This is a genomic window from Pseudomonas sp. COR18 (genome assembly GCF_048568395.1).
Classification (GTDB): domain Bacteria; phylum Pseudomonadota; class Gammaproteobacteria; order Pseudomonadales; family Pseudomonadaceae; genus Aquipseudomonas; species Aquipseudomonas fuscovaginae_B.
Genome location: NZ_CP183808.1, coordinates 2,426,790 through 2,440,000 on the forward strand (window position 1 = coordinate 2,426,790; position 13,211 = coordinate 2,440,000).

Sequence of the window (13,211 nt, forward strand, 5' to 3'; positions counted from 1 at the left end):
GGCAACTCTCCAGCCGCTCAATAGGCAATGCGGATATCGGCAAAATCCAGTTCGGTTTCGGCCTGCGGGGTTTCGTCGAACAGCAGCCGATGGATGCGCCGCGCCGAGGCCTGGAAGTCCGCACCGCCCAGGCTGTGCAGGTCGTACTGATGGCTGTGGATCTGCGCCCGCACCCGCCCCGGATGGGGCGACAGCAGCAGGATACGGTTACCCACCACCAGCGCCTCTTCGATCGAGTGGGTGACGAACAACAGGGTGAAGCGCACCTCTTCCCAGAGTTGCAGCAGCTCTTCCTGCATCTTGCGCCGGGTCAGGGCGTCGAGGGCGGCGAACGGTTCGTCCATCAGCAGGATTTTCGGCTGCATCGCCAGGGCGCGGGCGATCGACACCCGGGCCTTCATGCCGCCGGACAGGGTGTGCGGATAGGCTTCGGCAAAGGCCGCCAGGCCGACCTTCTCCAGGTAGTGCAGGGCGCGCTCCTCGGCCTCGCGGCGCTTGAGGGTGCCGGAGGCGAGCAGCGGGAACATGACGTTCTGCTTGACCGTCTTCCACGGCGGCAACTGGTCGAACTCCTGGAACACCACGATACGGTCCGGGCCCGGCTCGGTGACCACCTGGCCCTGCAGGCGGATTTCGCCCTCACAGGGCCGGATGAACCCGGCCGCCGCCTTGAGCAGGGTCGACTTGCCGCAGCCCGAGGGCCCGAGCAGGACGAAGCGGTCCTGCTGGTCGACTTCGAAACTGACCCGGTGCGTGGCCCGCACCACCCGCTGCGGGGTGCGGTACTCCAGACTGACCTGGTCGACCGCCAGCAACGCGGGGGTGGTAGCGGTCGGTTTGCTGGCCGTGTGGCCTTGCAAGGGGGCATTCATGACGGTCAGCTCCCCTGCAGCGGCTTGGCGTCCTGGAAGAAGTAGTCCTTCCACGACTCGGGTTTGTGCTTGATGGCGCCCACGCGATAGAGGAATTCGGCCAACGGGTAGGTGTTCTTCGGCGTCACGGTGAATTCGAACTGCGGGTTGTCGATGATCTTGAGCAACGCCGCCCGGTCGATCTTGGCCTTGGTCACCCGCAGGTAGGTGTCCGCTGCCGCGCCCTTGTCCTTCTGGGCGAAATCGGCGGCCTCGGCCAGGGCTTCGACGAAGGCCTTGTAGGTCTTGGGGTTGTCGTTGCGGAACTTCTCGGTGGCGAACAGCACGGTCGGCGAGTTCGGCCCGAACAGGTCATAACTGTTGAGCACCACGTGGACGTTGGGGTTCTCCAGTGCCTGCTCCTGGAACGGCGGGTTGGAGAAGTGCCCGGTCAGTTCGGTGCCGCCGGCCAGCAGGGCCGCGGTGGCGTCCGGGTGCGGGACGGCGACGGTGTACTTGTCCAGCCGGTTGAATTCCTTGTCGCCCCACAGCTTGGCCGCCGCGTACTGCAGGTAGCGCGACTGCACCGAGACGCCCACCGCCGGCAGGGCGATGCGGTCCTGTTCGGTGAAGTCGGCAATGGTCTTGACCTTGGGGTTGTTGCTCACCAGGTAATAGGGGAAGTTGCCCAGCGACGCCACGGCCTTGACGTTCTGTCGGCCGTAGGTGCGGTCCCAGATGGTCAGCAGCGGGCCGACGCCAGCGCCGGCGATGTCCACCGAACCGGAGAGCAGCGCGTCGTTGATCGCCGAGCCGCCGGACAGTTGGGTCCAGTCCACCTTGATGTCGATGCCTTCGGCCTTGCCGTGCTTCTCGATCAGGTGCTGGTCGCGAACCACGTTGAGCAGCAGGTAGACGATGCCGAACTGTTCGGCGATGCGGATCTCGCCTTCGGCGTGAGCGCTGGCCGGTGCCAGCAGGCTACCGGCCAGCAGGCTGAGGCTCAGACCGAGGGTGGTGGTGAGGCGGCCGAGTTTCGGCAGCAGCGCAAAGGGTGCAGGCATGACGATGCTCCTTCAAGCGATCAGGTCAGAATGGGGCATCGCCCTGGATGGTGGTGCGGTAGAGCTTGCGGCGCAGATGGTTCGGGCAGCCGGCAGCCAGATGAATCAGCGAGCGGTTGTCCCAGAACACCAGGTCGTGGGGCTGCCACTGATGGCGGTAGATGTTTTCCGGGAGCACGCTGTGGGCGTAAAGCTCGGCGAGAATCTGCCGGCTCTCGTCGTCCGGCAGGCCGACGATGCGGGTGGTGAAACCTTCGCTGACGAACAGCGCCTTGCGGCCGGTCTCCGGGTGGGTGCGGACGATCGGGTGCACCACCTCGGCGACCTGGGCCAGTTGTTCCGGAGTCAGGGTCGGGCGCCAGTTGCCCTCGAATTTGCTCTCGCTGTAGCGTGCGGTATACGAATGTGCCGCCGAGCGGCCTTCGACCGCCTTGCGCAGCCCTTCGGGCAGGCTGTCCCAGGCCTTGTGCTGGTCGGCGAACAGGGTGTCGCCACCTTCGGCCGGCAACTCCTGGGCATGCAGCATTGAACCGAGGCTCGGCAGTTCCTTGTAGGAAAGATCCGAGTGCCAGAACTTGCCGGCATCGCCCAGACCGATGTTCTGACCGTTCTCGACGATGTTGGAGACAATCAGGATCTCCGGGTGCCCGGCCAGCAGAAATTGCTTGAGTACATGGATCTGCAACACGCCGAAACGACGACTGAAGGCGATCTGCTGCTCGGGGCTGATACGCTGGTCACGAAACACCAGCACATGGTGATCCAGGTGCGCACGGTGGATGCGGGAGAAGTCCTCTTCGTTGACCGGCTGGCGCAGGTCCAGGCCGATGATTTCGGCGCCTGTCGCGCCGACGAAAGGGCGGATCTCGAAGGATTGGGACGCCGCCACCGGCGCCGGGGAAACCGCAGAAACCAAAGACATGTATTCACTCCCACGCAGAGCACGCCCGACAGCGCGCCTCGATCAGAAACTCACGGTGGTCCCGTGTTGGTTCAGTTCGTGCGGCGCACCGATTGGTCGGTGGGTACGCAGTGGGACGACAATATAGTCATAAGAGAAATAATTTAAATATCATTTGGGAATATGCATAGGACACTGGCGGACTTCGATCCGGGGCAACGCCCGACGGTGTGCAAAATGCCTCGCCGCTGCAAAGTAAAACGTACTTACAAAATGACGGAGACCTACACTTATCAGGGAAACGATTGATAGTTCCGCAGGCTTTGCTGGAAGAAAATGGCACCTTGCAATTATCGCTGTGGAAGGACCCCGGCAGCGGTTTGACCAGCGTCCGGGTGACGGCAGGCATTGCGTCGAATTCGATTTCAGCTGCCCATCGAGCAGCAGGTGGTCTGAACGTGGCAAAAAAACCGAACCCTCTGGGCAGCATCCTCGTCAGCGGCCCGATTCCCGCCTACCTCGCCCGGGCGGTGATCGAGGAAACCTTGCGCGGCGCCATTCTCGACGGGCGATTGCCCTGCGGCACGGCCTTGCGCCAACAGGAACTGGCCACGCTGTTCGGCGTCAGTCGCATGCCGGTCCGCGAGGCGTTGCGCCAACTCGAGGCGCAGTCGCTGCTGCATGTCGTACAGTACAAGGGCGCGGTGGTGGCGCCGCTGATCGACGATACCTCGACGGAAAACTACGACCTGCGCATCCTGCTGGAGTCCCAGGCCCTGCGCCTGTCGGTGCCACTGCTCAGCGCAGAAGACCTGGAGCGCAGTGCCGCATATGTCGACGAGCTGGAAGCGCAGACCGACTACACCCACGTGGGGCGGCTCAATCGCCTGTTCCACATGAGCCTCTATTGCAAGGCACCCAACCAAAAGCTGCTGGCGCTGATCGAACAGGGCCTGGTGGAGGAGGAACGCTTCCTGCGCTTCAATCTGTCGGCCATGGGCCTGGGGAAACTCTCCCAGGACGATCACCGGGAACTGCTCCAGGCGGCCCGTGCCGGCCAGGTCGATGCCTGCGTGGCGCATCTGCAACAGCACTTGCGACGAGGCATCGAAGTCATCCAGCGCTACCTTGGCAAGTCCTGATCCGCCCGCCGGCGCACGGGTGCCGGTCAATCGCGGCATCGCCCCGAGCGCTCTCATGAGGCCTGCCCCGCGTCACCCTGGCTGACGCGGGATGACCAGGCCCGGTCGAGGCGTCGGACGTGCTGCGCCTCCTCAGGCGATAGCCGAGCCGCGCATTTGGGCACACCCTTGCCAATCGACGCGGTACGAACCCGCCACGCGATACCCGGATAGGAGACTCACCAGAAGGAGCTTTGCCACAGGCCGCAAGGCACGGAGCAAGCGTGTCCCGGCCCTGCCGACCCAAACCATCGTTCAACCGTTTGAAGAGTGGCCCGAGTGAGGCATTCACTCATTGTTTTAATTCTGCCGGTTATTGGGCGGAAAAGGCACTCTTACGCCCAATAAAACAAAATTGAATTGTTTTATAAGCACCGCTCATTCCTTATAAAAGTGGAAACTTCAATAAACTTAAAAACAACTTGATCGAAACTTGTCTTGTGTACTAGGTTTGAATAACCGGAAACACGCACCCCAGCCCTGCCCTCGCAGCGCTGTGGCGCATGGCTCAGACCGGTCATCCATGCTGCTGCCTCAGGCCTCTCGACTTTCAATTACCGATTGAGGCCTTCGTTCGCCTGTTATTCAGCCCATGGCAGCAATGTATGGAATCGGCTGTTTATCGCCATCCAACTTACCAACCACCAAGGTGGCCAATGAATATTTATGAAAAACGCCTCGAATATGAACAGGCACAATTACTTGAGCATCCTGTTTTCAGTGAAGTCGATTCACTGAAACGACTTATGCGCTTCATGGAAAGCCATGTCTTCGCGGTGTGGGACGCCGTGCTCCTGAAACTGCGGGCCGAGCCCATCGGAGTCGCCTCATGAACGCCGCCGACTACAGCGCCTTCGTCGAGGCCTGGGAAAACCGCGCCAGCATCCGTACCCGTCCGCGGCGCCTGCTGGAGGACGATGACCGGCTGATCTACCCGCTCAGCCGCCAACCCCTGGCCAACAGTGGCACCCTGCTCGCCCACTGCCCCGAGCAGCGCGACTTCGTGCTGACCCAGAGCCTCTACAAGTTCATCAACGATGTGGTGATTTTCGAGACCGAGATCGTCGACCGTACCGCACGGCGCATTGCCAAGGACCGCTTCCCGATCCGCTTCCCGCTGGCCTGCCGCTATGCCGCCATGACGGTGGTGGTGGATGAGGATTACCACGCCCTGGCGGCAATGGACTTCATGCAGCAGACCATCGCCCTCACCGGCATCCAGCCGCTGGCGATGCCCGGCGAGATCGAGCTGAGCCGCGCGATACCGGCAGCCCTGGGCATGGCGCCGGAACACTTGCGCGGCGCCGTCGAGCTGATCTGCGTGGCGATGGCGGAAAACACCGTGACCAACGATGTTGCAGCCTTCGCCCAGGAGGGGTCGGTCAAGGCTTCGGTCAAGGGGCTGATGGCCGACCACCTGCTCGACGAAGGCCGTCATGCCGGGTTCTGGACCCGCCTGGTACAGCTTTACTGGCAGGGTGCGAGCGAGGCGGATCGTGAAGCGCTTGCCGAGATCCTGCCGGTGTTCATCGTCCATTACCTGACCAACGACCTGCAGAAAGCCTTCGACTTCACTGTCATCGAACACCTGCCGGTCGGCGAGCCGATCCGCCAGGCCCTCAGGAGCGAAGCCGCCAGCCTGGCCTACCCGCTCAATCGGCATCACCCGCTGGTGATCAATATCGTGCGCTTCCTGCGCAACAGTTCGCTGCTGGACTCTGCCTGCGTGCAGGAGACGCTGGGTGACTATCTGCTCCAGCCCGGGAGCACATCATGAGACGCCTCGACATCCTCCTGGTCGGGCACAGCCAGGTGCTGGATGACCTGAAGAGGGAGCTGGAGCAGCAGGGTCATGTGATCCGGCACCAGAGCGGCGACGCAAGCCGGCCTTGGGCTGCCGACCTGCTGATCGAGGATGGCAGCCAGCCGCTGCCGGTGGCGGGCGGCAACGCGCCGCGGCTTGGCTTGCGCCTGGAGTACGGCCCGCTGGCGCCCGGCCCGCTGCCGGCGCTGGCCCTGCGCTGCTGGCAGGACGGACGACTGATCCGGCGCCAACCGCTAGCCCGGGACGACAGCGGCAATGGCCAGGTCCTGCGGCTGGCAGCAAGTCGTGAGCTGGTGGAACTGGGTGCGCTGCTGGTCAGCCGTTTCGCCCGTGAGCGTGGCTATTTTCTTGAAGTCCCCTCCATCACCCCACCGCCCGGTGGCGTCGAGCATCCGCTGTCGGCCCTGGAGTCACTGGCCTTCGAACACCGCCTCAACCACACGGCCCGGCCCGAACTGCTGGCCCTGGCAGCCGTGCCGGTGATCCAGCGGATCGAAGACAGTCTGCGGCAGTTCGCCGAACGTCCGGCCCTGAATGTGGCCGGCGCGGTGACCCGTTACCGCCAGTTGCATGCCCACGGCCTGGCGATCCAGGAGCGCCTGCTGGCAGCCCTCGCCCGACTGGACAGCCGTGAAGAGCCCGCCGTGATCGGCCTGTGCCTGGCGAAGACACCGACCTTCTACGCCAGCCTGCTGGCCATTCTCGGCTGTGGCGCGGTCTACCTGCCCCTGGACCCGAATCAGCCACTGCAGCGCCAGCAGTTCATCCTGGCGGACGCCGGGGCCGCCCTGCTGCTGCATGATGGCCGGCACCCGCTGGGTGAGCGCCTGCCCTCGCTGGATGTCTCCACCGTGCGTAGCGACGACGGCTCATTGGGCGCATCCCTGGTACGCCGTGCCCTCACCGCGCAAATGCCGTGTCTGGCGCTCTATACCTCGGGCACCACCGGCCAGCCCAAGGGCATCCTGCTCAGCCAGGCCAACCTCGCCCATTTCTGCGCGTGGTATGCCGATTACGTGGAACTCGAAGCCCGACACCGGGTGCTGCAGTTCTCGACACCGGGCTTCGATGCGTCACTGATCGATATCTTCCCCAGCCTGATCCAGGGCGCCGAACTGGTGGTCGCCAGCGAGGATCAGCGACGCGATCCCGCACAGCTCGCCCGACTGATCCGCGGGCAACGGATCAGCCATGCCTTCCTGCCGCCGATGCTGCTCGGCCTCCTGCCGCTGGAGCCGCCGCTGGGCCTGAGCCATCTGCTGACCGGCGGTGATGTCTGCGAGCCGTGGATCATCGAACGCCTCGCCGGGCAGACGAATTTCCATAACCTCTACGGCCCTGCCGAGGCGACGGTGCTGATCACCGCGCGGCAGTGGCGCACCGACACCGGCCACCGCAGCCTGGGCGGACCGATCGCCAACAGCCAGGTGTTCATTCTCGATGAATGCGGCCAGCCGGTAGTCGAGCAGACGGTCGGCGAATTGCATATCGTCGGGCCGGGTGTCAGCCTGGGGTACCTGAACGCTGCGGACCGGAGCGCCGGGCGCTTCATCGAACTGCGCCCCGGCGGCGGCCCGGCACTGCGGGCGTATCGTACCGGCGACCTGGCCAGGTGGACCGCCGAGGGGATCGAGTTCTGCGGGCGTCGGGACCACCAGGTGAAGATCCGCGGCTTTCGGGTCGAGCCGCAGGAAATCGAGCGCTGCCTGCGCGACAGCCGCTTGTACCGCCAGGTGGCGGTGGTTATCGACAGCCGTCGGCAGGTCCGCGCCTACCTGGCCCAGCCGACCAGTGCCGACCGCCACCGCGAAGCCCTCAGGCAGTATGTCGAGCGCTACCTGCCGGACTACATGCACCCGGCCGCCTATGTCGAACTGGCAGCGTTGCCGATGGCTGCCAATGGCAAGGTCGACCGCCGGGCGCTGCTGGCCTTGCCGGTCCGGCTGGGTGGCAGTCCAGGCCTGCGGCAGCCGGCCAATGCCGACGAGGCCTGGTTGCAGGGGCTTTGGGCCAGTTTGCTGGGATTGCCGGCCGAGGGGATCGCCACCGATGAAAGTTTCTTCAACCTGGGCGGGCATTCGATCCTGCTGTCGAAGATGCTGCTGGGCATTCGCGCCCGTTACGGGCATGGCATCTCCATCAACCGCTTCATTGAGGAGCCGACACTGTGTCGGCTGGCGGTGCTGGTCAGGGGCGAGTCGGCCGCTGGGGCACTGAGCCCGCGGATACGGGTCGATGCCGAACGCGGGCTGGACTGGCAGGCGTTGCCGGCGCAGCGTGCCGGTGACCGCGGCAAGGTGCTGCTGACCGGTGCCAACAGCTTCGTCGGCGTGCACCTCGTCGAGGCCCTGCTGGCTGAGGGCGTCAGCGAGATCGCCTGCCTGGTCCGCGACAGCGCCAGCGAGCCGGCCGCCGCGCGTTTTGCCCGGGCCCTGCGCGACAACCGCCTGGAGCACCTGAACCTGGAGCGTGTGCGGGTCTACCCTGCGGATATCCGCCAGCCGCACCTGGGGCTGGCCGACGATGTGTACGAACGCATCGACCGCGAGTTCGGGGTACTGATCCACAACGCCGCCCACGTCAATCACGTGCTCGACTACGAGGCGCTGGCACCCGACAACGTCGCTCCGCTGTTCGAGTGCCTGCGCCTGTGCGAGGGGCGCAGCAAGAAGATCTTCAACTTCATCTCCAGTCTGTCCGCCTGCAGCCGGGTCAGCGACCAGGGCCGGGTGCTGGAACAACCGCCGGCCGAGACGCCGCCGATCTACATCCGCAATGGCTACAACCTGTCCAAGTGGGTCGGAGAACGGATTGCCCAGCGGGCTCGCGAGCAAGGCGCGTGGGTCAATCTCTTCCGTCCCGGCAACATCGCCTTCAACAGTCGCAACGGCGTCTGCCAGCCGCACCGCAATCGCCTGCTGCTGATGCTCAAGGGCTCACTGCAACTGGGCCAGGTGCCGGCCCTGGCGCTCAATTTCGACCTGATGCCGGTGGACTTCCTCGCCCGCTTCATTGCCGCCCACAGCCGACGCCTGCCGGACAGCACCGGTGTCTTCAACCTGCACAACCCGCAACCGCTGAGCTGGAACGACTACGTCGCGGCGTTCCGCGAGGCCGGGCACGCGTTCCGGCTGGTCAGCGTCGCCGAGTGGCAGCGGCAACTGCAGCGGGTCGAGCGCGATAACGCGCTGTTCGAGGTGCTGGGTTTCTACCTCAACGGTTTCGAAGAAGACATCGGCGACATCTCGACGATCGAGCACAGCCAGGCCGAGGCCGGCGTGCGGCGCATGGGGGCGACCTATCCGGTCAAGAGTGCGGCGCTGCTGCGCAAGGGCTGCGACTACCTCAGGCAGATCCGATTCATCTGATTCACCACAACCACCTGGAGCACATCATGATGCACTCCCTGCAACCCGATACCCTGATCCGCAACCCTCGAGGCGAGGCCGTGACGTCCACGGTCGAGCTCCCCACCAACGCCGCCAGCGCCTGGGCCATGGTCGGCGACTTTGCCGGCTTCGCCGTGTTCGTCACGGCGCTTTCGCATATCGAGATGATTGGCGAAGGCGTGGGCGCGCTGCGCAAGAAGTCGTTCAAGGACGGCCACGTGGTGGTCGAACAGCTCAACAGCCGTGACGAACAGGGAATGCGCATGACCTGGACCACGCTCTACAACACGCTTGGGGTTGGCCAACTGTGGGCGATGATGAGCGTCGAACCGTTGGCGCAGGAGCGCTGCCGGGCGACCTGGACCATCATCGCCGAACCGGCGGCGGCCAGCGCCCAGGGGACGCCGGGGTTTCGGCGTTTCATCCAGGAGTTCGCCGATGAGGCGATGGGGAATGTGCGGACGTTATTGAGCTGAGGACGCTGGTGTTCCTGTTCGCGGGCAAGCCCGCGAACAGCTTTTTACTGACGCCGCCCCTACCCTTTCGCAGGAGCGGACTATCGGCCGGAATCAGATCTTGAAGCTGTCCACCAACTGCTTCAGGCGACCCGCCTGCTGTGCCAGCGCATCGCAGTCCTTCAACGTCTCGTTGAGGTTGGCCACGCCCTGCTGGTTGAGCAGGTTGATCTGGGTGATGTCGAGGTTGAGAGCCTCGACCACCGCCGTCTGCTCTTCGGTCGCGGCCGCCACCGACTGGTTCATGCCATCGATCTCGCCGATCCGCTGGGTCACGCTGATCAGTCGCGCACCGGCCTGGTTGGCGACTTCGACGCTCTCCTCGCTGGAGGCCTGGCTGGCATTCATGGTGGTCACCGCCTCGCGGGAGCCGACCTGCAACGAGGTGATCATCTTGTGGATCTCCTCCGCCGATTCCTGGGTACGGTGCGCCAGGTTGCGCACTTCGTCGGCGACCACGGCAAAACCCCGTCCGGCCTCACCGGCACGGGCCGCTTCAATGGCGGCGTTGAGGGCCAGCAGGTTGGTCTGCTGGGAAATGCCCTTGATCACGTCGAGGATGTGCCCGATGTTGTCGGTGCTGGCGTTCAGGGTCTCGATCTGGGTGCAGGACAGACTGATCTTCTGCGACAGCTCGGTCATCGACTGGATGGTGCGTTCCACCACTTGGCGGCCATCGTCGGCCTGCTCGCTCGCACCGCTGGCGTGCTGCGAGGCATCGGCGGCATTGCGAGCGATTTCCTGCGTGGCCGCACCCAACTGGTTGATGGCGGCGGCGACACTGTTGGTCCGCGCGCTTTGTTCATCGGAGCCGATGATCGAGGCGTTCGAGGAGTTCATCACCCGCTGGGACAGGTCGTGTACGTGGCGCGTGGCCGAGGACACTTCGGCGATCGAGGCATGAATCCGCTCGACGAACTGGTTGAAGGAGCCGGCCAATTCGCCGAACTCGTCCTTGTGAACGATGTGCAGGCGACGGGTCAGATCACCCTCACCCTGGGCGATATCCTGCATGGCCCGGCCCATGGTGGTCAGCGGACGCATCAGCACCTGGATCAGCAGGCTCAGCAATACCGCGATGGCGGCCACCGCGATGAACATCGCGATCAGTGCCGAGGTGCGGAACTTGCTCAGTGGCGCGTAGGCCTTGTCCTTGTCGATGGACAGGCCGATGTACCAGTCAGCCGACGGCAGGCCCACCACCGGGGTGAACGACAGGATGCGCTCCTGGCCGTTCAGGGTGACCTCCTGGATGCCCTTGGCGATACGAGGGGCCGAACCCGGGTAGATGTCCTTGAGGTTCTTCATCACCTGGTCCTTGTCGGGGCTGACGATCACCTGACCGTCACCGCTGACCAGGAAGGCGTGGCCGATCCCGCCGAAATCCACCGAGTTGATGATCTTCACCAGGGTTTCCAGGCTCAGGTCGCCACCGACCACCCCCAGCAGTTGCCCGCTGCCTTTCACCGGCATGGCGATGGTCACCACCAGCCCGCCGACCGAGGCCATGTAAGGCGGGGTGAGCATGGTCTTGTCGGCCGCTACGGCGGCCTTGTACCAGGGACGCTGACGTGGATCGTAGCCATCCGGCATCTTCGCGTCGGGACGCTGGGTGAAGGTGCCGTCGGTCTGGCCGACGTAGGTGAACTGGAAGTTCGAGGTGAAGGCCGGTTGGTCCACCAGGCCTGGGTAATCGGCCTTGCTGCCCTGGTGCGCGATGTTCTGCGCGAGGTTTTCCAGCACCAGGATCCGCCCGCTCAGCCAGTTCTGCACACTGCTGGCGGTAAGGTCGCCCGCTTGCTCGACCGATGATTCGAGGTTCTGCCTGATGGTGCTGCGTTGCAGGTAATCGTTGTAGAGGGTGAACAGCGCAAAGGCCAGAACCACGACACCGGAAGCGGCCAGCAGGATTTTATGGCTGAATTTAAGATTCATTTCACGGAACTTCTCATGCCGAAGATTGGGGGTGCGTACACGATGCGACAGTCCCTTCAGTAGCGCAGATGACCGTCCATGGGTGCTCTACTTTGGTGCACGCACGGCTCTTCCTCTTGTCGGCATCATCGGCAGAAAACTTAATGGCCTTATCGCAAATGTCGCGGTTCGCCGACGAGAGGGCAGATAGCCCGTGCTGATTCGTGCTCCCAGGTCAGGGGGAAAATACGGGGGTGAGACGGACGGTGTCCAGAGAGAGTAGCCGGAAAAAACAAAACCCCTACCTGCCTGCGCAGATAGGGGTTTCGGAATTCAATCTTGACGATGACCTACTCTCACATGGGGAAACCCCACACTACCATCGGCGATGCATCGTTTCACTTCTGAGTTCGGGATGGGATCAGGTGGTTCCAATGCTCTATGATCGTCAAGAAATTCTGTGGCCGGTTCGTTGCTCGTGCAACGCCCCAGCAAAATGAGGAACTTCTACAAAAAGACAAAACCCCTACCTGCCTGCGCAGATAGGGGTTTTGGAATTTAATCTTGACGATGACCTACTCTCACATGGGGAAACCCCACACTACCATCGGCGATGCATCGTTTCACTTCTGAGTTCGGGATGGGATCAGGTGGTTCCAATGCTCTATGGTCGTCAAGAAATTCGGTAGCCAGCTCGTTGCCTGGGCAACGCTCCAGCGAATCGGGTACGTGACAGTCTTTGGTGCTTTGTGCGTGGCAAACTTTCGGTTCACTTCGTCTTCATACACCGCAATCTGCTCATTCGACGCAAATTGCTTGGGTGTTATATGGTCAAGCCTCACGGGCAATTAGTATGGGTTAGCTCAACGCCTCACAGCGCTTACACACCCCACCTATCAACGTCGTAGTCTTCGACGGCCCTTCAGGGAACTCAAGGTTCCAGTGAGATCTCATCTTGAGGCAAGTTTCCCGCTTAGATGCTTTCAGCGGTTATCTTTTCCGAACATAGCTACCCGGCAATGCCACTGGCGTGACAACCGGAACACCAGAGGTTCGTCCACTCCGGTCCTCTCGTACTAGGAGCAGCCCCTCTCAAATCTCAAACGTCCACGGCAGATAGGGACCGAACTGTCTCACGACGTTCTAAACCCAGCTCGCGTACCACTTTAAATGGCGAACAGCCATACCCTTGGGACCGGCTTCAGCCCCAGGATGTGATGAGCCGACATCGAGGTGCCAAACACCGCCGTCGATATGAACTCTTGGGCGGTATCAGCCTGTTATCCCCGGAGTACCTTTTATCCGTTGAGCGATGGCCCTTCCATACAGAACCACCGGATCACTAAGACCTACTTTCGTACCTGCTCGACGTGTCTGTCTCGCAGTCAAGCGCGCTTTTGCCTTTATACTCTGCGACCGATTTCCGACCGGTCTGAGCGCACCTTCGTACTCCTCCGTTACTCTTTAGGAGGAGACCGCCCCAGTCAAACTACCCACCATACACTGTCCTCGATCCGGATAACGGACCTGAGTTAGAACCTCAAAGTTGCCAGGGTGGTATTTCAAGAATG

At 62.9% G+C, this 13,211-nt stretch carries 9 protein-coding genes and 3 rRNA genes (1 of these 12 only partly in view); 5 read left to right on the plus strand and 7 right to left on the minus strand.

Annotated elements, in window-relative coordinates:
- Positions 1 to 17: 17 nt before the first annotated feature.
- The 3 genes from ACM62G_RS11125 to ACM62G_RS11135 are packed head-to-tail and all read right to left on the minus strand — an operon-like array spanning position 18 to position 2,837.
- Positions 18 to 872 (minus strand): ABC transporter ATP-binding protein, encoded by an 855-nt coding sequence (locus ACM62G_RS11125; RefSeq protein WP_054061289.1) that lies wholly within the window; start codon positions 870 to 872, stop codon positions 18 to 20.
- Between the two features lie 5 nt (positions 873 to 877).
- Positions 878 to 1,915: an ABC transporter substrate-binding protein gene (locus ACM62G_RS11130; RefSeq protein WP_054061290.1), complete on the minus strand. Its 1,038-nt coding sequence runs from the start codon at positions 1,913 to 1,915 to the stop codon at positions 878 to 880.
- A 25-nt stretch (positions 1,916 to 1,940) separates the two neighbouring features.
- Positions 1,941 to 2,837 carry a TauD/TfdA dioxygenase family protein gene (locus ACM62G_RS11135; protein WP_054061291.1) on the minus strand — a complete coding sequence of 299 codons (897 nt, stop codon included), beginning with the start codon at positions 2,835 to 2,837 and terminating at the stop codon, positions 1,941 to 1,943.
- 437 nt (positions 2,838 to 3,274) lie between these two features.
- Here ACM62G_RS11135 and ACM62G_RS11140 point away from each other — a divergent pair, with 437 nt between their 5' ends.
- From ACM62G_RS11140 to ACM62G_RS11160, 5 genes are all read left to right on the plus strand, one after another.
- Positions 3,275 to 3,958: a GntR family transcriptional regulator gene (locus ACM62G_RS11140; RefSeq protein ID WP_054061292.1), complete on the plus strand. Its 684-nt coding sequence runs from the start codon at positions 3,275 to 3,277 to the stop codon at positions 3,956 to 3,958.
- A 695-nt stretch (positions 3,959 to 4,653) separates the two neighbouring features.
- On the plus strand, positions 4,654 to 4,830 hold the full coding sequence (locus ACM62G_RS11145) for a DUF3050 domain-containing protein (protein WP_239688152.1): 177 nt from the start codon (positions 4,654 to 4,656) through the stop codon (positions 4,828 to 4,830).
- Positions 4,827 to 5,774 (plus strand): diiron oxygenase, encoded by a 948-nt coding sequence (locus ACM62G_RS11150; protein ID WP_419737166.1) that lies wholly within the window; start codon positions 4,827 to 4,829, stop codon positions 5,772 to 5,774. Before ACM62G_RS11145 ends, ACM62G_RS11150 begins: the two co-directional genes overlap by 4 nt.
- The gene (locus ACM62G_RS11155; RefSeq protein WP_419737167.1) at positions 5,771 to 9,190 is read left to right on the plus strand and encodes an amino acid adenylation domain-containing protein; all 3,420 of its coding nucleotides are present in this window, start codon (positions 5,771 to 5,773) and stop codon (positions 9,188 to 9,190) included. Before ACM62G_RS11150 ends, ACM62G_RS11155 begins: the two co-directional genes overlap by 4 nt.
- 29 nt (positions 9,191 to 9,219) lie before the next feature.
- Positions 9,220 to 9,687, plus strand: coding sequence for an SRPBCC family protein (locus ACM62G_RS11160; RefSeq protein WP_273825404.1), 468 nt, complete (start codon positions 9,220 to 9,222; stop codon positions 9,685 to 9,687).
- A gap of 93 nt (positions 9,688 to 9,780) precedes the next feature.
- Here the strand turns inward: ACM62G_RS11160 and ACM62G_RS11165 are convergent, their stop codons facing one another.
- The 4 genes from ACM62G_RS11165 to ACM62G_RS11180 all read right to left on the minus strand — a co-directional run.
- Positions 9,781 to 11,661 (minus strand): methyl-accepting chemotaxis protein, encoded by a 1,881-nt coding sequence (locus ACM62G_RS11165; RefSeq protein WP_273825292.1) that lies wholly within the window; start codon positions 11,659 to 11,661, stop codon positions 9,781 to 9,783.
- A gap of 316 nt (positions 11,662 to 11,977) precedes the next feature.
- Positions 11,978 to 12,093, minus strand: a 5S ribosomal RNA gene (gene rrf, locus ACM62G_RS11170).
- Positions 12,094 to 12,202: 109 nt separating this feature from the next.
- Positions 12,203 to 12,318, minus strand: a 5S ribosomal RNA gene (gene rrf / locus ACM62G_RS11175).
- A gap of 149 nt (positions 12,319 to 12,467) precedes the next feature.
- Positions 12,468 to 13,211: ribosomal RNA gene (locus ACM62G_RS11180) — 23S ribosomal RNA — on the minus strand (it continues 2,147 nt past the right edge of the window).